This window comes from Pandoraea pneumonica, assembly GCF_902459645.1.
Lineage (GTDB): Bacteria > Pseudomonadota > Gammaproteobacteria > Burkholderiales > Burkholderiaceae > Pandoraea > Pandoraea pneumonica.
In genome coordinates this window covers 121641-140207 of record NZ_CABPSK010000004.1, presented here as the reverse complement: position 1 = coordinate 140207, position 18567 = coordinate 121641, and the positions used below count along the sequence as shown (strand labels likewise).

Genomic DNA, 18567 nt, shown 5'->3' with positions numbered 1-18567 from the left:
ATGATCCGATACCTCAAAACCTTTGTCACGGCAGCCGAAACCGCGTCGTTCTCGGCCGCCGGGGCGCGTCTCGGTTTGACGCAGTCTGCCGTCAGCGCGCAGATCCAGCGCTTGGAGGACGACCTTGGGGTGCAGCTTTTCGAGCGCACCGGGCGAGCGGTGTCGCTCTCCGACGACGGACGCCGTTTGCTCGCTCAGGCGCAGGGGGTGGTGTCGGCCTATCAGTCGATGCGGGGCGAGGCGGGCGCGCATGGCGCGCAGGCGGCGCTGGCGCCGATCCATATCGGGGCGATTCTCACCGTGCAACTGGGTTTGCTGCCCGGGGCGATCCAGCGCTGGTCGGCGGCACCGGCCTCGTTGCCGCATCTGAACATCGTGCCGGGGATGTCGGTCCAGTTGCTCGCGCAGATCGACGCCCGCGAACTCGATCTGGCCGTGATGATTCGCCCGCGTATCGGCGTTCCGGCCGATATGAAGTGGGTCACGCTGATGCACGAGCCTTACGTCGCCATCGCGCCCAAAGGCACGCGCGGGACCGTGGCCGACTGGGCGGCGGCGCTGCCGTTCGTGCGCTACAACCGGCGCTCGTATGGCGGCGATCTGGTCGAGCGCTACCTGCGCCGTCACCGGCTGTGGGTGCGCGAAGGGGTGGAGTTGGATGAGCCGGAAGTCATCTTGCGCATGGTGCGCGCGCGGCTCGGCTGGGCGATGGTACCCGCGACGTTGATCGGGCTGCCGGTGGATGGCATCGCGCCCGCGAAGGCTGGGGCGGCGGGCGTGCAGGTCTTGCCGCTTAGCGGCGTGCCGCTCACGCGCGAACTGGGGGTGTTGGCGCGACAGTCGGCGCTCAAACGCGAGCCGGTGGCCTCGCTCATGAAGTGTTTGACCGACGAGGCGAAATCGCGCGGCTAGCTGTGGCTACTGGGCGTCCGGTTCGGGCGCGCTGCCGCCGAGCGCCTGCCAGAGTGCCGCCGTGTCGACGAGCCGCGCGCCTTGCGTTTCCAACTGTGCCCGCGTGGCATCGAGCGCCTGCCGTTGGGCATCGAGCAGCGACAGATGGCTGATACCGCCCACGCGATATCGGTCGCTGGCGATGCGGTAGGCCGCCTCGGTGCGCGCAGCGGCGTTAGCCCTTGCCGAGAGCGTGGTCGCGTCGGCTTCCAGCGCACGCATGGCATCGGCGACTTGCGCCAGGCCGAGCAACACGGTGTCTTGATACGACGCCAATGCCGCATCGTAGGCGGCCACGGCAGAGCGCCGTTGTGCTCTCAATTCGCCGCCCCGAAAAATCGGCTGCAACAGGTTCATGCCGATATTCCAGATGTTGATGCCATTGCCAAGGTCGGCGGTGCGCATGCGTTGCGTGCCGAAGCTGCCCGAGAGCGTGAACTGCGGATACAAGTTCGCGGTGGCGACGCCGACATCTGCGCTCGCCTTGTGCAACATCGCTTCAGACGCGCGAATGTCGGGGCGGCGCTGTGCCAGCGTCGAGGGCAGCGACACCGGCACGCGCTGCGGCAGTTGCAGTGAAGCCAGATCGATCGCTGGCGACGTGAACGCCCCCGGTGGTTTGCCCAGCCAACGCGCCAACTGATGATCGTACTGAGCGATTTGCAAACTTAACGGCGGCAACTGGGCTTCTGTCTGCGCGACTAGCGCAGCCTGATTCTCCACATCGAGCGTCGCGACGCCACCGGCGCGCTGGCGTGCCCGTGTGATGTCGAGTTGTGCCCGCTGTGCGCTGACCATGCCTTCGAGCGCCGAGCGTTGTGCACGGAGCGTGGCTTGCCGTAGCGCGGCGGTCACTACATTGCCCGCTAGCGTCAGCCGTGCGGCTTCGAGTTCGAAGCGCTGGTAATCGACTTGTGCGGCAAGGCTTTCGAGCGCGCGGCGATTGCCGCCGAACACATCAAGCGTGTAAGAGATGTCGATGCTCGCGTTGTACAGCGTGAACGGTCCCGGATTGGGCACGCTGGTGATGCCGAACGATTGCAGATCGACTTGTTCACGCGTGCCCGAGAGCTTGAGGTCTGCCGATGGCAGCAAACGCGCACCCTCCTGCGCCCGATAGTCCTCTTGCGCCTGGCGCAGCTTCGCTTGGGCTTGCTTCAACGTCGGGCTGTCGGCAAACGCCTGTGCCACCAGCGCATCGAGCGTCGGCGAGCCGAAGCGGGTCCACCAGTCGAGCGGCGGAGTGTCGCCAGGCGCGAAGGTCTGGGCTTCACCCTGCAAGGCCGGCGCACCGGCCGTGGCCAATGGGGTATCGCCAGTGGTGTACTGCGCGACATCGGGGGGCGCTGGCGTCTTGAAGTCCGGGCCGACTGCGCAGGCGCTGAGCAAGACAGCGCTTGCCGCCATCACGATGGCGTTCAACGTCAGGCTCGGTCCGGCACAAAGCGCGCGCATAGGGGCCTCAGTCGAGCGTTCGTTTGTAGAACTTCACCGCAACCGTCATGAGCACGGCGGAGAAGACCAGCAGCGGCCACAGGTCGTGCCACGCATCGCCCCATCCGTTGCCCTTGAGGAGAATGCCGCGGATGAGCCGGTTGAAATACGTGAGCGGCAGCACGTTGCCGATGGCCTGCGCCCACTCGGGCATGCCGCGAAACGGAAACATAAAGCCCGAGAGCAGCATATTGGGCAGGAAGTAGAACACGGTGAGTTGCATCGCCTGCAACTGGTTCTGCGCGAACGACGAGACGGTGATGCCGACGGTCAGATTCGCCGCGATGAACACGAGCGCGGAGAGATAGATCGCGATCACGCTGCCCACGAACGGCACGTGAAACACGAACCGCGCCGCGACCAGAATGATGGTGGCTTGAATCAACCCAATGGCGATATAGGGGACGATCTTGCCCAGCATCACTTCGATGGGCAGCACCGGTGTCGCGAGCAGGTTCTCCATGGTGCCGCGCTCGCGTTCGCGCACGATGGCAAGGCCGGTCATCATGGCGAGCGTCATCGTCAGAATCACGCCCATCAGCCCGGGGATGATGTTGTATTGCGTGATGCCTTCGGCGTTGTACAGCCGATGCACCTGCACGTCGAATGCGCTTTGATTGCCCGCGAGCGGCGCGAGCGCACCGGTCAGATCCTTCTGCGCGACCGACTGTGCGATGGCAGGTAATGCCCCCAGCGCCGAGGCCATGGCCATCGGGTCGGTGGCATCGGCTTCGACGAGCAGCGCCGGGCGTTCGCCGCGCAGCAAACGCTTCGTAAAGTCGGTCGGAATGTTCAGCACGAACTGCACGCGGCCTTGTGCGAGGGCGGTGCGCCCGGCGTCTTCGCTGTCGAGCGTTTCGGTGAAGCGGAAGTATTCGGAGTGCTCCATCGCCGCCACGAAACTGCGCGTGAATTCACTGTTGTCGTGAATCAACGCGGCAGTGGGCATGTGTTTCGGATCGGTATTGATCGCGAAGCCGAAGAGCGTGAGTTGCACGAGCGGCACGCCGACGATCATCGCAAACGTCACCCGGTCGCGGCGCAGTTGCAGAAACTCCTTGCACACGATGCTCCACCAGCGCGACAGAGAGAACCCGAACCGCGCGTTCATGCGTCGTCTCCGAAGTTGTCTTTCGCGTGGCCCATCAGATAGATGAACACGTCTTCGAGGCTGGTATCGATGGGCGTGACGGTAAGCCCCTTGGCTTCGGCCTGCGCCCGCAGCGTTTTCTCCAAGGCGGCGGCGTCTTGCCCGCTCACGTGCAGCGCACTGCCGAACGCGACCGTTTGGGCCACGCTGGGCTGTTCGCGCAGTTCGCGCGCCAAGTCGACCAGGTTGTCGCCGTGCACGGTCCACGTGGACAAATGCTGGCTCTCGATCACCTCGGCCGCGGTGCCTTGCGCAAGCAACTCGCCGTAGGAGATATAGGCGAGCTTGTGGCACCGCTCGGCTTCGTCCATGTAATGCGTGCTCACGAGAACGGAGATGCCCTTTGCCGCCAACTCGTGCAGTTCTTCCCAGAAGTCGCGCCGGGCGGTCGGGTCGACACCCGCCGTGGGCTCGTCGAGCAGCAGCACGCGCGGTTCGTGCAGCATGCAGGCGGCGAGCGCAAGCCGTTGTTTCCAGCCGCCGGAGAGCGAGCCGGTCAATTGATTCGCACGGCCTTTGAGCCCCAGACTTTCGATGGATCGGTCGACGGCTTCGCGCCGGTTCGGCATGCCATACACGCGCGCGACGAAATCGAGATTCTCGCGAATCGTGAGGTCTTCCCAGTACGAAAAACGCTGCGTCATGTAGCCGACTTCGCGCTTGATCTGCGCGCTTTCTTTCACGATGTCGTAGCCCAGACACGTGCCGCTGCCCGAGTCGGGCGTGAGCAGCCCGCACATCATGCGAATGCAGGTGGTTTTGCCGCTGCCGTTAGGGCCCAGAAAGCCAAAGATTTCGCCGTGCCGCACTTGCAGCGAGACGTCCTTGACGACGTGCTTATCGCCGAAATGCTTGTTAAGGCCCTTCACGTCGATGGCGAGCGTGTCGTCTCTCGCGGGGGCTGGCGTTGCCGACGTGGCGCTCATGGGCGGCTCACTTGCACCGGCTGCCCCGGATTGAGTTTGACCGCGTCTGCGGGGGCGGGATGGGCCTCGATCATGTACACCAGCTTGTCGCGCGTATCGTTGCTGTAGATCACGGGCGGGGTGTATTCGGCTTCGCTCGCCACATAGGTGATGCGGGCATCGACGCCGGTGCCGCAGCCGTCGCAGGCAATGTGCACGGTTTGTCCGGCCTGCAAACTGCCCAGCGCCGATTCCGGCACGAAGAAGCGCACTTTGATGTTTTGCGGAGGCAGCAGCCGCACGACGGGGCTGCCCGCGTTCACCCATTCGCCCACGCGATACATGGTGTCGTACACCCGCCCGGCGGAGACGGCTGCGGGGTGCTTTTGCGCGAGTTGCCAATCGGCCTGCGCGAGCGAGGCACGGGCGACGTCGACCTGTGCGGCCTGAGCCTGCCGTTGTGCTTCGCGCCCCGGCAAGCGTGCGACGGCCAAACTGCTCTGCAATTCCTGCACGTGGGCCACGCTGCTGCGCGCATCGGCGCGGCTTGCGTCGAGTTGTTCGCGCGAGATACCCCCGGCGGCGTACTGCGCCTGATCGCGGTCGAACTGCGCGACGGCTTTGTCGCGCGTGGCAATGGCTTGGGTGAGTTGGGCCTGCGAGACCGCAATTTCGGGTGGACGCTTGCCGGTGTCGAGATCACGCAACTGGGCTTCGGCGCTGGCGAGCGTTTCGCGCGCGTGGGCCTGTGCGGCTAATTCGTAAGTGGATTCGAGATCGAAGAGGGCGTCACCGGGTTTGACCTGCTGACCGCGCGAGACCGAGAGCTTCTGCAAGGTGCCCGCTTGCGAAGATGCGACATTGACGAACTCGCCTTCGGCATAGCCTTGCCACGGCTTGTTGCCGTTGTCGCCGCATCCGGCCATCGTCAGCAGGACAGCCAGTGCGGCAACGGTCATCACGTTGGTGCTCATGGGGGTATCTCCCGGCATGACGCGTCTCGTGCGTGGGGTCGGCTGTCACCTTAGCGCAAAAGCGCCTGTGGCGGCAATTCGGGCAAGCGGGGCTGCCGATGCGCGGGAGGGGAGTCTCTGCTATTGTGCGCACATATCCGGTAGCGCACGGGGCGCGTGCCGTGACGGCGCAGCGCACCGGACCTCATGCAAGGAGCTTGATTTTATGTCTCACGACACGTTCGACGAAAACGACTGGAAGCGATTCCTCAAACATCTCGGCGAAGATCCGGACCGCCCCGGTCTGCACGAAACGCCTGCTCGCGTGAGCAAGGCGTGGAAGCAGTGGACGGCTGGCTACGGGCAAGACCCGGCCGAAGTGCTCAAGGTGTTCGAAGACGGCGCAGAGCAATACAACGAACTGATCGTGGTGCGCGGCATTCCCGTCTACAGCCATTGTGAACATCACCTCGCGCCGTTCTTTGGCAAGGCGACGATCGGCTATCTGCCGAACGGCAAGATCGTCGGTCTCTCGAAGCTCACGCGTCTGGTCGATTGCTTCGCGCGCCGCCTGCAAGTGCAGGAGCGTTTGACGGTGCAGATTGCCGACGCCCTGATGACGCACCTGCAACCGAAAGCCGTGGGCGTGGTGGTGTCGTGCCGTCACATGTGTATGGAAAGCCGAGGCATTCGCACGGCGGGCGAAGAGACGGTGACGTCGTCGATGCTGGGCGAGTTGCAGCCGAATCTTGCGCTGCGCACGGAATTTCTCGCCCTCGCACGCGAAAAGTAAATCGCCACCAAGCCAACGGACGCCTACACAAAAAGCGCCGGCCGGGTTACCCGGGCCGGCGCTTTTTTCATGCGGGGTCGACGTGTTTAGTGCACTCGGCGCGCTGGCCTATCGCGCATAGCGCGCAACGATGGTCGAGCCGTTGAGCGTGTGTCCTGCGAGCGCAGCCGTCAGGCCATTGGCGTCGAGCCCTGGCGGCAGGCGGCCCGGTTCGAGATCGGTGGCCGTCACGCTGATGATGTAGTGATGCGGCGCGTCGCCCACGGGCGGGCAGGCACCGCGATACGCTTGCGCGCCGCTGATGTTCTTGCCCACGGTGACCTGTGCGCTCGTTTCGTTGCCCGCACCGGCGGCGAGTCCGTTCATCGTTGCGGGGATGTTGTAGGCCAGCCAGTGCACCACGCCGCCGCCCTTGGCACCGTCGGGGTCTTTCATCGTGACGACGACGCTGTGCGTGCCTTGCGGCAGGTTCTTCCACTCGACGGGCGGGCTGATGTTCTGGCCACCGCATTCGCCCAGCCCGGCATGAGCTGCGGGCAGCATGGCGTTATCGGCAAAGGCGCTCGACGAGACGCTCATCCCTTCAGCGGCCTGCGCGAGACTCGCGCTACCGACCGCCATGCCCACCAGGCCCAGCGTGACGGCCAATGCCGCAGCGGTGGAGCGGCGGCGCGATGGCGCGGTGCGTTTGGCCGTGCGCATGGTCAGTCGGGAGACTTCGAACTTCGAATTCATGGGCTTTCCCTCCTCATTTGGCGGAAGCAATGATGAGCTTGAATGGTAGTGCAAGCAATGCCGTGCCTGCTACACCCGCGCACCAAAGCGCGATGAACCAGCCCCAGCGTACGAGTGCTTGCCGCCACACCGGGCGGGTCGTCACCACGACTTGCGAGCCTTGCACGGCGTGCTCGCGCGCGTGGCGCACGGCGGGCCGCGTGAGATCAGTGATAGTGCGCATCGTGTGCCACCTTGCCGCGAAAGACCCAGTAAGCCAGCATCGTGTAGGCGAGGATGACCGGGATGATGAACGCCGCGCCCCACAGCGTGAACGACAGGCTCGACGCCGGTGCTGCGGCGTCCCACAGCGTGACGCCCGGCAGAATCGCATACGGATACGCGCTGATGAGCAGCCCGCTGTAGCCAAGGAACACGAGCCCGATCGCGAGCCAGAACGGCGTGGCGTCGTGTGCGCGCTTGAGGACACGGCGCATCACAACCGTGGCCGCAGCCACCAGGAACGGCACCGGCAGTAAGCGCCAGAACAGTTCGCCGTCGAACCAGCGTTCGGCGACCAGCGGCAGGCGCAGCGGCGTCCAGAGCGTGACGATCACCATGGTGGCGACCAAGGCGAGCGTGAGCGGCCAGGCGAGCGTGCGCAAGCGGCGCTGCAAATCGTCTTGCGTCTTACCGATGAGCCAGCAGGCGCCCAGCAACGCATACGTGATGAGCAGCCCCAGGCCGGTGAACAGATTGAACGCGGTCAGCCAGGCGAAAGCGTCACCCGAGAACTGACCGTTCTCGACAGGGATGCCCGACAAATAAGCACCCAGTGCCACGCCTTGAAAGAACGTTGCGCCTGCCGAACCACCGATAAAAGCGAGGTCCCACCATTGCCGCGTGCGACGCGACTTGCCGCGAATCTCGAATGCCACGCCGCGAAAAATCAGGCACACGAGCATGAAGACGAGCGGCAAATACAGCGCAGACAGCAGCACCGAATACACCATCGGGAACGCGGCGAGCAGTCCCGCGCCACCCAGCACGAGCCATGTCTCGTTGCCGTCCCACACCGGGGCGACAGAGTTCATCATGACGTCGCGCTCGCGAGCGTCGGGGAAGAACGGAAAGAGAATGCCGATGCCGAGGTCGAAGCCGTCGAGCACGACGTAGAGAAACAGGCCGAGCGCAATGATGGCGGCCCAGGCTAAGGTCAGATCCATGAGAGTTCTCGATGTGACGAGGAAGCGTTCAGAAAATGCGCGTCATCAAGCGATGGCGAGCGGGGCCTTGGGCGGTGCGCTGTGCGGGCTATCGGCGCCCGTTGACTCCGGTCCGCCACGCAGAATCTTCAGCAGGTAGTAAATGCCCGTGCCGAACACGAGGAAGTAGGCGATCACCAAGATCAGCAGCGACACCTGCACCTGTTGCGCGCTGACCGGCGACAAGGCGTTAGCGGTGCGCATCACGCCGTAGACGACCCACGGCTGGCGTCCTGCTTCGGTGGTGACCCATCCGGCGAGCAGCGCTACGAAACCCGTCGGCGAGAGCCACAGCATCGCTCGGGCAAAGCCTCGCGACGTGAAGAGCGTGCCACGGCGGCGCAGCCACACAGCGGCGAGGGCGGCAGCGATCATCGCGAGGCCGAGGCCGACCATCACGCGAAAACTCCAGAACACCAATGGCACGTTGGGACGTTCGTCCTTCGGAAATTCCTTCAGTCCGCGCACCTCGCCGTCCCAGCTATGCGTGAGGATGAGGCTGCCCAGATGCGGGACTTCGAGCGCATAGCGCGTGGTCTCGGCTTCCATGTCGGGCCAGCCGAAGAGATTGAGCGGCGTGCCACCGGTCTTCGTTTCCCAGAGGCCCTCCATCGCGGCGAGCTTCGCGGGCTGATGTTCACGCGTGTTCAGACCGTGCAGATCGCCCACGAACGCTTGCAACGGCGCGAAGATCAGCAGCAGCCACATGGCCATCGAAAACATGGTCTTGACGGCCGGATCGCGACGCCCGCGCAGCAGATGCCACGCACCGGTGCCTGCGACAACAAGGGCTGCCACCACGAAAGCAGCAATGCTCATGTGCGCCAGACGATACGGAAAAGACGGATTGAAAATCACGTCCCACCACGACAGCACCACTACGCGCCCGTCGACAATCTCGTAGCCTTGCGGCGTTTGCATCCAACTGTTCGACGCGAGAATCCAGAACGTGGAAATGAGCGTGCCGATGGCGACACACAGCGTCGCGCCGAAGTGCGCACGCGGGCTCACCCGGTTCCAGCCGAACAGCATGATGCCGAGAAAGCCCGCTTCGAGGAAAAAGGCGGTCATGACTTCATACGTCAGCAGCGGCCCGGTGACGGCACCGGCGAAGCTGGAGAAGCCCGACCAGTTCGTGCCGAACTGATACGCCATGACCACACCGGAGACCACGCCCATGCCGAAACACACGGCGAAGGCTTTCGACCAGAACTTGCACAGATCGAGATAGTGCTGTTGGCGTGTCTTGAGCCAGAGCCCTTCGAGTACGGCGATGAAACTGGCCAGCCCGATGGAGACGGCGGGAAACACGATGTGAAACGAGACCGTGAACGCGAATTGAATGCGCGCGAGGTCGAGAGCTTCGGGAACGGCTGTCATGATGCGCTCTATGTAGGTAGATAACCCTGTCTTGTACGTATTTATTGACGGTTTTTCACCATCTGTTTGCGTACATAGTAGGACTTGCTGCGTTGCAGCACGCGTGACAAGTCGTCGCATGTGGCGCAATGACGCGCCATAGCGACCCATCAAGTGAATCGCTATTTGTATGTTTTATAAGGGATTTATGTCGGCACCCCGTGCGACGCCATGTCACACGGGGGCGGGGTGGGGGCAGGTGGCGATGTTAGCTCAGCAGGCTCGCGCCGATATTGATCGACAGGCCCAGCACAGCCAAATTGAAGAAGAACGAGAGGATGGCTTGGGCGAGCGTGGCACGGCGCATGCGGCGCGACGAGAGGCCGACGTCGGCCGTTTGCGAGGCCACGGCGATGGTGAACGAGAAATACAGGAAGTCCCAATAGTCGGGGTCGCAGTCCCGGTCGGGCCACACCAGCGCGTAGGGCGATTCGGTATCGGTGAAATACAGACGCGCGTAGTGCAGCGTGTAGATGGTCGGCACGAGAAACCACCCCCCGATTAGCGTGGTGGCGGCAAAGATCACGTGTTCGGACGCGTGATGCGAGGCCCCGGCTTTGGCACTCGCAAGGATGTGGATGATGGCGGCCACGCTTGCAATGGCCGACAGACTCACCACCGTGAGCACGACGGCGGCGCTCTGATCTTCCTGCTCGGCAAAGCGCTCGATGCTGCGCTTCGGCGCGGTGACCATCATCCACCAGATCATCGCCAGATACGACCATGCACCGGCGTTCCAGCCGATGAGGATTCGGGTGATGGTGCTGAATTCACCCTTCACGAAGATTTGCACGAACAACCCGGCAAGCACGCCGATGACGATGGCGATGAGCAACCGTGGATGGAAGCGGACCAGATGCGGGAAAAGCTTGGCGTTCATGAGCGATATCCGGACGGCGGCCCGGGCGGGCGGCAAGTGCCCAGATTATCGCCCACGCTGCCGCCCGCGGTGCGTTCACGACACTCGCGAGAGCGTCAGCATGACGAATATCGTGTTGTTGATGGCGTGCATCGCAATGGACGCGCCCAGGCCGTGCGTTTTCTTCGCGAGCCACCCGGTTGTGAGGCCGAACAGGACAAAGAAAGCGAAATGCGTGGCGTCGAAGTGCACGGACGCGAAAATCAACGCTTGCCAAATGTTGGCCGCAGCAAAGCTCATGTGGCGGCTTAGGCCGCCGAGCAGGCATCCGCGAAAGACGAACTCTTCGACGATGGGCACGGCCACCGCGATGAGCAGCAACGCCAGCCCGATGCCGCCCAACTGGTGAGCGCCGCGCACGACGACCTCAGTCAATAGCGGCGAGGGTGCCGTCGGTAGCGTGTGGCGTGCCCTGATCCACGCGCTAAGCAGGGCGAGCGTGAGCAACACGGCTGGCCAAATGAACCACCGGACCTTCCATGGCCCCGTGCCCAGCCACTGCCGCCAACCGAAGCGCCATACGGTGCGAGCCAGCGCGAGCATGACGATGCCAAGCGTGAAGAAGTGGGCGATGGCGAGATTCGGCTGCACGCGCGGCACGTCGACACCCGTGCGCGTTTGCATGAACTGCCCGGCAACAAGCGAGGTCACCGCCCATGAGACTAGGCAGAACACCGCCAGTGCGTACCAGGCATGACGCAGGCCGATGCCCTCGAAGATTGCAGCGAGCGGACGGCCTTTGCGCGCCCGCACGGTGCCGACATAGTGGGCGGGGAACATCAGCACGCCTGGTATCAACACGATGGCGAGCGCGATGGTAATCAGCGTGAGCAGCAGCGGCGCGAAGGCCGGATTCAGCCCGGCCACCGGATCGATCGACAGCAGCACGGCATACGACTGCGCGAGCGGCCAGCGGTTATTGGTATCGCGTTGGAGCGAGGACTGCATGGCCGATGCGGCCGCTTTGCCGTCGCGGGCTGCGAGGCCTACCGAGATGCGCAGCGCACGAAGTTGCGCCGTCTCGGGGGCACCGGGTTTGGGTTCGGACAGTGCACGCTGGGCGCTGGCGACGTCACCGGCCTGGAGGTAGGCGCGCGCGCTCGTGTAGGGATCGACGCTGATGCCCGCTTGCTGCATGCGAACCAGCAGATCGCGGGCGGTCGTGCCCGGCAGCACGTCGTGGGCCGTGTTGATACGTCCGCTAGCGGCCCACGCCACCTTCGGTACTGGCGCGTCCATCAGCAGACGCTTGGCCTGCGCCTTGTCGCCTGTCGAGGCGAGGTGCCGCACGGCGGTCAGCAACACAGGGGTGTCCGGCGACAGCTTGGCGGCTTCGACGGCCTGCATGCCTGCGCTGTACTTGTCCTGAATGCCTTCGTAGGCGTTAGCGAGCGCCGCGTGCAGTTGCGCACGATCTTGTGGCGGCCACTGCTCGGCCTTAGGCAGCAGTGCCGTGCCCTGCTCGACAGCCACTTTGCCGTACACGCCTTGCAGCAGATAAAGCGCGACCTTCGGCGCGTCGCCGAATTTGTCTTTCAAGTCCTGGCGACAGGCCTTCAGGTCGGCCTGCGCTTGCTCGGTCCAATGCGAGTCCTCCGACCATGCGTAGTTCTGGATGAACTGGCAGCGCGCCACCGCAAGGGCCGAGTCTCTAGGGCGCGCGCGTGCCGATGCGCCGAGCGAGGCGACGATCTCGCGATACTTGGCGAGCGAGGCGTCGTCGACCTGCCGGGTCATGGCTTCCTGATTCGGCAATGCGCTGCCCGGAGTCGCCAAGGCGGGTGCCGCGAAAGCGGAACTGACGGGCGTGATGGGAGTGAGCGATAGGAGGCCGAGTGTGGCCAACGTCAGGCAAATGAAGAGGCGAGACAAGCGATACACGCGAGATTCCCCTGTGTGGTGCTGAGTTTTGCTGATTGTTGTAATGGCCGATCGTATTTTTCAAACTGTCGGCCTGATTGGCATAACGGCCAAGCTACGCCGAACTGTTGTTTCCAGCCAACCGCACCTGTATCAATTCCAGCAGCGCCCGGACACGCGCAGTCACGGAATGGCGATGGCTGTACGCCCCCAGCAGTTGCAGTGGTGCAGGACACAGGTCCAGTGGCACCTCCTGCAATCGGCCCGCAGCAAGATCTTCCTGGCAGGGATAGGCCGCCACAATCGCGAAGCCGATGCCTTGCCGTGCGCCGGCCACCGCCAGTTCCCCACTGTTGACGCGGTAGCGGCTGCGGACTGGCACCTTGATGATGTCGCCCGCAGCGTCCTGAAACTGCCACGGCTGGCCCTTCAGCGCACTGAGGGTGGTGATGCAGGGCAGCGACTTCAGTTCGCGCACATGGCGTGGCATGCCGGTCCTGGCCAGCAAGGAGGGCGCGGCAACCACGATGCTGCGCAGTGTGGCGAGTTCGCGGGTGATGAAACCACTGTCCTCCTGATGGCCCCGGTGGAAGACGATGCAAAGATCGACGTCCTCTCGAAGTACCTCCAGCCCGGTCATCCGGGTATCGCATTCGAGCTCGATGCCTGGGTGGAGGCTACAGAATTCGGCAAGGATGGGCGCCAGCAGTCTTGGTGCCTCACCAGGCATGCAGATTCTCAGGGGACCACGCAGTTCGCGCTGTACGGCACCCAGCTCTTCCTGCGTGGCGAGCAAGGTGTCGAGCAAGGGCTTGGCGCGTTCGTAGAGCAGTCGACCGGCTTCCGTCATGCGCAGGTGACGCGTGCTTCGCTCCAGGAGGCGTGTGCCGAGTTTTCGCTCCAGTGCGGCAACGTGGCGGCTGACGTTGGAGGCGGGCTTGGCCAATAGACGCGATGCACCAGCAAAGCTCTGCTCATCAACCACTGCCGCATAGACACGGACAGCATTCAGATCGAGGGCATCGCGCATTGATTGTCCCGTTTGAGGTATGAAAGCATCCTATTTTTGCATGCTAGTTCTCTGTAATGGCGAAATCTAAGATGCCCATTTGCCCGATGTGTTGCGGTGGACCGTGCATCGGGCGCGGTGGGAACAAGGAGAGCATTAGCGTGGAAATTGGAATACTTGGCGGCGGTATTGCGGGACTGAGCGTGGCACTGGCATTGCGCCAGCAGGGTTTTAACCCTCGGGTCTACGAGCGCCGTGCGGGGCCGGCGACCATGGGGGCCGGTGTGACGCTTTGGCCCAATGCCAGCTTTGTGCTGGACGAACTTGGACTGCTGCAAGACATCGAGGCCATTGGCGGTCGACCGCTGACAATGCGTCGCCAGGACGCCGAGGGAAATGCACTGGGGGGCCTCGATATCGGTTTGCTGGACCGGACGATGGGATACCCAACGTACACGGTGCTGCGCAGGCACTTGCAGGCGGTGTTGCTGGCGCATGCGGCACGGGTGGGAATTCCGGTGGCGTTCGGGCACCGGGCGGTGAGCATCGAGCTGGATGCGCATGGCAGGGCCGTGGCCCATTTCGAAAATGGCGCGAGCATCCGCCCGGATCTGCTCATTGGCGCCGACGGCCGCATGGCGTCAGTGGCGCGCAAGTTTGTCTCGGGTGACAACACCCCGGTCTATCAAGGCTTTGTGAACTGGATCGGCGTGGCACAGGGGCCGCATGCGCTGGTGGACGATATGTCGATTCAGGACTTCTGGGGCGCGGGCGAGCGCTTTGGTTGCGTGCCAGTTCGCCCCGAGCTGGTGTATTGGGCAGCAGCGCAGGCACGGCCCCTGAATAAGGCCACGCCCACCGCTGATATGCGCAAGGAGGTCGCGGATCTGTTCGCACAATGGCCTGCGCCGGTCTCGAGCATCATCCGTGCGACGCCCGAGAATGCCATCCGGCTGATTGCGGTGCATGACCTGGAGCCGCTGCCTACATGGAGTCGGGCGAATGTCCTGCTGGTCGGGGATGCCGCACATGCGCCGTTGCCGACATCAGGGCAAGGCGCCTGCCAGGCGCTGGAGGATGCGTGGCATTTGGCCCGGTGTCTGGCGGGGGCAAGTGGAGGCTTGGACGAGATCTTTCAGGCGTTTGCGAAAATTCGCGCCCCCAAAACCGCAAGGCTCGCGGAACAGGGCCGGGTCTTCGCACGCGGGTTGTTCGCCACAGATCCTGACACCTGCCGCATCCGCAACGAGCGGGCCAAGGCGTCCGATCCTGTGCGTGACGTGCAGGTCTTGGCCGCCGGATGGGGAGAGGGTCTTCCGATGTCTGTCTGCGCCGACAGCACGTCAGTAGAGGGAAGCGGCGTTGGCAGCCTGTACCGCATTGAGTGAAATCACTGTAATGGTGCGCCGCCGCATCACGATGCGGCATTGTGCCCGTTACGGCGTCATGCAGGGCGCAACGCCTCGCGGCCATTCATGGCATCCGTCGATCTCTTCTCGTCCCCTTAGCTGACTCGAAAGCCAACGCCCACGGGCTTCTCCCGCGAATGTGCGGGGTGTCTCCGAGGGGCTTGGCACGCCACTTGCTAATGCTTGCATAAGGCCAATGGCGGCCGAGTCGTGACAAGCGAATTTTCTGCACCGCATGAACGGTCTCGCGAGAGCGAGGCTTTCGGGGCAACGGCGTCCCGAGGCAATAGGCCTGCTCGCACAGGCATATGGCTTCGGGACGCCATTTTTTTTGGCAAACGAACACGAGGGTTCCCATGAGCACGCTCACGCAATCGTTGAAAAGTGGCAACTGGCGCGCGCTGGTCGCGTGTTTTCTCTACTTCGATACCGGCTTCACCGTTTGGGTGATGCTCGGCCCGCTGGCTCCGTTCATCGGCAAAGACATTGCGATGACCCCGGCGCAGACCGGCTTTCTCGTGGCCGTGCCAGTGCTCGGCGCGGCGATTCTTCGTGTGACGCTGGGCAATCTCTATCAGGCCTTCGACGGCCGCAAGATCGCGCTCATGGGCCTCACGCTCTCTGCCATTCCGTCGATCGTGCTGTTGCTCATGCCGAGCACGCCGTCGTACACACTGCTGCTCGTGTTGGGCGTGTTTCTCGGCATTGGCGGCGCTAGCTTCGCCGTGGCGCTGCCGATGGCTGGCAGCAACTATCCGCCGAAAGTGCAGGGTCTCGTGCTGGGACTGGCCGCAGCAGGCAACATCGGCGCGGTGCTCGATGGCTTTATGTTTCCTGGGCTTGCCGAGCACTTCGGCTGGGCGCGTGCCGCCGGTGCCGCGTTGCCGCTGTTGGCACTCGCCGCGCTTGCGCTCGTGTTCTGGGCGAAGGATCAGGGCGTGAAGTCGGGTAGCGCGCCGCGCGCGTTCACGAGCTTCTTCATTACGGTGTTCGGCCTCGTCGCCCTCGTGCTGTGCGTGCATGCCGGTGCGTTCGGAGAAGGCAAGGCGGGCGTGTTGCTGCTGCCGGTGCTCGGTGCGTTGCTCGCGATCGCCGTGCTGCCGCGTCACTATCGTGGCGTGCTGGGCGAGCGTGATACGTGGGTCATCATGCTGGTCTACAGCATCACGTTCGGTGGGTTCGTTGGCATGTCGTCGTATGTGAGTACGCTGCTCATCTCGCTGTATGGCATGCAACGCATCGAGGCCGGGCTGTTCATGGCGATGCTCGCGTTCCTCGGGGCGCTGGTGCGTCCGATCGGCGGGCTAGTGGCCGACAAGATTTCCGGCGTGCGCGCGCTCGTCATGCTGCTGGCAGCGATCTCGATCTGCGACTTTGTCTTCGCGGCGTGGATGCCGCCGCAAGGGGCAGGTATCGCGCTGCTCGTGATCATGTACCTGTGCTTCGGTCTGGGTAACGGCGCGACGTTTCAACTGGTGCCGCAACGCTGGCAGGGCAAGACTGGCCTGATGTCGGGCATCATCGGCGCGGCTGGGGGTATCGGCGGCTTCTATCTGCCGGTGATCATGGGCATGGCGAAGGAATCTACCGGCAGCTATCAGATGGGCTTTGCGACGTTTGGCGCGCTGGCAGGGCTGGCCTTCGTGCTGGTCGTGGTGCTGCGCACGCACTGGATGTCGTGGGCGCTGCCCAAGGAAGTGGCGAGCGGTGCAGTGTTAGCGGGTGGCGTCGCGCACGTCGAATAAGCGCAGCGAAACACCTGTCGTCATCGACGCAGAAACCACGTAGAAGCGGCCCGCTGGCGCATTAGCGCTGCGGGCCGGTTTGTTTTTTGCCGTACAGGGCGCGGGGCGCATCGAATAGACTGTCGGGCACGAATGGAAACCCGCAGGAGACATCATGCGTCTGGGTGTGCCCAGCCTCTCGGCGTTGCAGGCTTTCGAGGCCAGCGCCCGCCATCAGAACTTTGCGCAGGCCGCGCAAGAACTTGCGCTCACGCATGGCGCTGTGTGCAAGCGCGTGAACGAATTGGAAGGCCACTTGGGCGTAGCGTTATTCGAGCGCGTGAAGCAACGGCTCGTGCTCACCCCTGCCGGGGCCGAGTATGCCAAACGCATTCGCGTGCATCTCGATCAGATTCGCCGCGACACGCTCGACGTGGTGCAGCAGGGGCGCGAAACCGAATTGGAAATCGCCGTGGGCGTCACGTTCGCGGCGCAGTGGCTAATTCCCCGGCTTGACGACTTTTATGCGAACACGCGCGACGTGCGTCTGCACATCATCGGGCGCGATCAGCCGGTGTTCTTCGACGACTCTGCATTCGACGCCACGATCTACTTCAGCACCCGGTTATGGCCGGGCATGCCCGGCACGGCCCTCATTACGGACGACACGCTAGTGCTGGTCGCCGCGCCTCGATTGCTCGAAGGGCAACCGTCGCTTTCGCTGGCACAGTTGTCCGAACTGTCGTGGATTTGCGTGCGCGATTTGCCGCGCGCGTGGGACGACTGGCTGGCCTCGCAAGACGCCGCGCAGCTAAAGCCCCAACGCAGTGCACAGCGTTACGACATGTTCATCATGGCAATCAACGCGGCGGTGGCGGGGCTGGGCGTGGCGTTGTTGCCGCGTGTGTTGATCGAGCGCGAACTGGCCAGCGGCACGCTGGTGCAAGCGCATGCCCATACGCTCGCCAATCCGCAGACCATCTATTTCTCGTACCCGGCACAACGGCGCGATTGGGCGCCGTTGCAGCAGTTCGATGCGTGGTTGCGCCGCGCGGTCGACGACTATCGCGCAGCCAGATCGGGGCTTTCGCGCAGCACCTGTTCGTAGAGCCCCTGAAAGCCGAGCCATGCAACGTAGTCCGAGCCGAGCAGACGATGCACTTCGCGCGCTTCGGCGTCGGGCAGCACTTCGAGCGGCCCGGCCGCTTCCGCGATCAATTGCACTTGCGCGCAGCGCTCCATCGCGAGAAAGCGATAGGCGGCAGCATCCACCGACGAGCCGACTGTGAGCAGCCCATGGTTGAGCAACACGGCGGCGCGCTTATGCCCCATCGACTGCGCGATACGGCGTCCTTCGTCGGTGCCAAGCACGAGCACGTCGCCGCGAAAGAGCACGTGGTCGTCGTAGAACAAACAGGCTTCCTGATTGATCGGTGCCAGCGGGCGAGTGCGCGCGGAGAACGCCCGTCCATGCGTGGTGTGCGTGTGCGCTGCGGCCTCGACGTGAGGCAGCGTCGCATGAATGCCCGCATGAATCGCCATGGCAGCGGCGTTCACCGGACCGTCGCCTTCGTGAAGGCGGCCCGCTTCGTCGACGAGAACGAGATCGTCGGGATGAATCGAAGAGAAGTGCTGCGCGTAGCGATTGACCCAGAAGCGGTCGTGAAATTCAGGGTCGCGCACGGTGATATGCCCGGCAATACCTTCGGCAAGCCCGAAGCGCGCAAAGATGCGAAACGCTACGGCCAAGCGCAACTTGCGATCGGCACGCGCGTCAGCGAAGTTATCGAACACGCGAGGCTTGGGGAGCGGGGCGCCCAGCGGCGTGGGGATGGCAAAGGCGTCGGTGGCCTGGGGTTGTGAAGGCTGCGGCAAACTCATTCGGCACTCCGTGGGGTAGAGATGCCGGTCGTGCCGTGAGAAGCGAACGGTACGCCGGCTTGCCGAGCATTGTCCGAAGGGGCTTGCCGCGTGTCTATCGACGAAAAGTCATGGGGTATGC

Annotated in this window: 17 protein-coding genes; 5 read left to right on the top strand and 12 right to left on the bottom strand. The window is 63.8% G+C overall.

Going from position 1 to position 18567, the window contains the following annotated elements; all coding sequences use genetic code 11:
* Complete coding sequence (locus PPN31114_RS19920; protein WP_150681264.1) at positions 1-912, top strand: LysR family transcriptional regulator; 912 nt, start codon at positions 1-3, stop codon at positions 910-912.
* Positions 913-918: 6 nt separating this feature from the next.
* Here the strand turns inward: PPN31114_RS19920 and PPN31114_RS19915 are convergent, their stop codons facing one another.
* Genes PPN31114_RS19915 through PPN31114_RS19900 form a run of 4 tightly spaced genes read right to left on the bottom strand, consistent with a single transcriptional unit; the run spans position 919 to position 5474 of the window.
* The gene (locus tag PPN31114_RS19915) at positions 919-2406 is read right to left on the bottom strand and encodes an efflux transporter outer membrane subunit (RefSeq protein ID WP_150681263.1); all 1488 of its coding nucleotides are present in this window, start codon (positions 2404-2406) and stop codon (positions 919-921) included.
* A gap of 7 nt (positions 2407-2413) precedes the next feature.
* Complete coding sequence (locus PPN31114_RS19910; protein WP_150681262.1) at positions 2414-3556, bottom strand: ABC transporter permease; 1143 nt, start codon at positions 3554-3556, stop codon at positions 2414-2416.
* Positions 3553-4521 (bottom strand): ABC transporter ATP-binding protein, encoded by a 969-nt coding sequence (locus tag PPN31114_RS19905; RefSeq protein ID WP_150681261.1) that lies wholly within the window; start codon positions 4519-4521, stop codon positions 3553-3555. Before PPN31114_RS19905 ends, PPN31114_RS19910 begins: the two co-directional genes overlap by 4 nt.
* A complete protein-coding gene (locus PPN31114_RS19900; RefSeq protein WP_150681260.1) occupies positions 4518-5474 on the bottom strand; it encodes an HlyD family secretion protein in 957 nt (318 codons plus the stop codon). Before PPN31114_RS19900 ends, PPN31114_RS19905 begins: the two co-directional genes overlap by 4 nt.
* A gap of 205 nt (positions 5475-5679) precedes the next feature.
* On the opposite strand from PPN31114_RS19900, the gene folE reads away from it, so the two are divergent.
* Positions 5680-6246: a GTP cyclohydrolase I FolE gene (folE, locus tag PPN31114_RS19895; protein ID WP_150681259.1), complete on the top strand. Its 567-nt coding sequence runs from the start codon at positions 5680-5682 to the stop codon at positions 6244-6246.
* Between the two features lie 108 nt (positions 6247-6354).
* On the opposite strand, the gene PPN31114_RS19890 is transcribed toward folE, so the two are convergent.
* The 7 genes from PPN31114_RS19890 to PPN31114_RS19860 all read right to left on the bottom strand — a co-directional run bounded on the left by PPN31114_RS19890 (position 6355) and on the right by PPN31114_RS19860 (position 13453).
* A complete protein-coding gene (locus PPN31114_RS19890) occupies positions 6355-6981 on the bottom strand; it encodes a YbhB/YbcL family Raf kinase inhibitor-like protein (protein ID WP_246182660.1) in 627 nt (208 codons plus the stop codon).
* 13 nt (positions 6982-6994) lie between these two features.
* Positions 6995-7204, bottom strand: a complete 210-nt coding sequence (locus PPN31114_RS19885) for a hypothetical protein (protein ID WP_150681258.1) — start codon at positions 7202-7204, stop codon at positions 6995-6997.
* Complete coding sequence (gene cydB, locus PPN31114_RS19880; RefSeq protein ID WP_150681257.1) at positions 7188-8186, bottom strand: cytochrome d ubiquinol oxidase subunit II; 999 nt, start codon at positions 8184-8186, stop codon at positions 7188-7190. The genes PPN31114_RS19885 and cydB overlap by 17 nt, the downstream gene beginning before the upstream one ends.
* Positions 8187-8231: 45 nt before the next feature.
* Positions 8232-9605 (bottom strand): cytochrome ubiquinol oxidase subunit I, encoded by a 1374-nt coding sequence (locus PPN31114_RS19875; protein ID WP_150681256.1) that lies wholly within the window; start codon positions 9603-9605, stop codon positions 8232-8234.
* A gap of 247 nt (positions 9606-9852) precedes the next feature.
* The gene (locus tag PPN31114_RS19870; RefSeq protein ID WP_150681255.1) at positions 9853-10524 is read right to left on the bottom strand and encodes a DUF1345 domain-containing protein; all 672 of its coding nucleotides are present in this window, start codon (positions 10522-10524) and stop codon (positions 9853-9855) included.
* 75 nt (positions 10525-10599) lie between these two features.
* On the bottom strand, positions 10600-12444 hold the full coding sequence (locus tag PPN31114_RS19865) for a type II CAAX endopeptidase family protein (RefSeq protein WP_150681254.1): 1845 nt from the start codon (positions 12442-12444) through the stop codon (positions 10600-10602).
* A 94-nt stretch (positions 12445-12538) separates the two neighbouring features.
* Positions 12539-13453: a LysR family transcriptional regulator gene (locus PPN31114_RS19860; RefSeq protein WP_150681253.1), complete on the bottom strand. Its 915-nt coding sequence runs from the start codon at positions 13451-13453 to the stop codon at positions 12539-12541.
* A 140-nt stretch (positions 13454-13593) separates the two neighbouring features.
* Here PPN31114_RS19860 and PPN31114_RS19855 point away from each other — a divergent pair, with 140 nt between their 5' ends.
* The 3 genes from PPN31114_RS19855 (at position 13594) to PPN31114_RS19845 (ending at position 17673) form a co-directional block, all read left to right on the top strand.
* On the top strand, positions 13594-14820 hold the full coding sequence (locus PPN31114_RS19855; RefSeq protein WP_150681252.1) for an FAD-dependent monooxygenase: 1227 nt from the start codon (positions 13594-13596) through the stop codon (positions 14818-14820).
* A 377-nt stretch (positions 14821-15197) separates the two neighbouring features.
* Entirely contained in the window at positions 15198-16586 is a 1389-nt protein-coding gene (locus tag PPN31114_RS19850) for an MFS transporter (RefSeq protein ID WP_150681251.1), read from the top strand.
* A gap of 154 nt (positions 16587-16740) precedes the next feature.
* Positions 16741-17673 (top strand): LysR substrate-binding domain-containing protein, encoded by a 933-nt coding sequence (locus PPN31114_RS19845; protein ID WP_150681250.1) that lies wholly within the window; start codon positions 16741-16743, stop codon positions 17671-17673.
* Here PPN31114_RS19845 and PPN31114_RS19840 read toward each other — a convergent pair.
* Positions 17628-18446, bottom strand: a complete 819-nt coding sequence (locus tag PPN31114_RS19840; protein ID WP_150681249.1) for a class II aldolase/adducin family protein — start codon at positions 18444-18446, stop codon at positions 17628-17630. The two genes, PPN31114_RS19845 and PPN31114_RS19840, sit on opposite strands and share 46 nt — an antisense overlap.
* Positions 18447-18567 lie beyond the last annotated feature (121 nt).

Bases quoted from the DNA above. Each gene is read 5' to 3' on its own strand.
- folE (WP_150681259.1), top strand. From the start codon at position 5,680: ATGTCTCACGACACGTTCGACGAAAACGACTGGAAGCGATTCCTCAAA.
- PPN31114_RS19860 (WP_150681253.1), bottom strand. From the start codon at position 13,453: ATGCGCGATGCCCTCGATCTGAATGCTGTCCGTGTCTATGCGGCAGTG.
- PPN31114_RS19875 (WP_150681256.1), bottom strand. From the start codon at position 9,605: ATGACAGCCGTTCCCGAAGCTCTCGACCTCGCGCGCATTCAATTCGCG.
- PPN31114_RS19840 (WP_150681249.1), bottom strand. From the start codon at position 18,446: ATGAGTTTGCCGCAGCCTTCACAACCCCAGGCCACCGACGCCTTTGCC.
- PPN31114_RS19870 (WP_150681255.1), bottom strand. From the start codon at position 10,524: ATGAACGCCAAGCTTTTCCCGCATCTGGTCCGCTTCCATCCACGGTTG.
- PPN31114_RS19845 (WP_150681250.1), top strand. From the start codon at position 16,741: ATGCGTCTGGGTGTGCCCAGCCTCTCGGCGTTGCAGGCTTTCGAGGCC.
- PPN31114_RS19900 (WP_150681260.1), bottom strand. From the start codon at position 5,474: ATGAGCACCAACGTGATGACCGTTGCCGCACTGGCTGTCCTGCTGACG.
- PPN31114_RS19915 (WP_150681263.1), bottom strand. From the start codon at position 2,406: ATGCGCGCGCTTTGTGCCGGACCGAGCCTGACGTTGAACGCCATCGTG.
- PPN31114_RS19905 (WP_150681261.1), bottom strand. From the start codon at position 4,521: ATGAGCGCCACGTCGGCAACGCCAGCCCCCGCGAGAGACGACACGCTC.
- PPN31114_RS19890 (WP_246182660.1), bottom strand. From the start codon at position 6,981: ATGAATTCGAAGTTCGAAGTCTCCCGACTGACCATGCGCACGGCCAAA.
- PPN31114_RS19850 (WP_150681251.1), top strand. From the start codon at position 15,198: ATGAGCACGCTCACGCAATCGTTGAAAAGTGGCAACTGGCGCGCGCTG.
- PPN31114_RS19910 (WP_150681262.1), bottom strand. From the start codon at position 3,556: ATGAACGCGCGGTTCGGGTTCTCTCTGTCGCGCTGGTGGAGCATCGTG.
- PPN31114_RS19920 (WP_150681264.1), top strand. From the start codon at position 1: ATGATCCGATACCTCAAAACCTTTGTCACGGCAGCCGAAACCGCGTCG.
- cydB (WP_150681257.1), bottom strand. From the start codon at position 8,186: ATGGATCTGACCTTAGCCTGGGCCGCCATCATTGCGCTCGGCCTGTTT.
- PPN31114_RS19885 (WP_150681258.1), bottom strand. From the start codon at position 7,204: ATGCGCACTATCACTGATCTCACGCGGCCCGCCGTGCGCCACGCGCGC.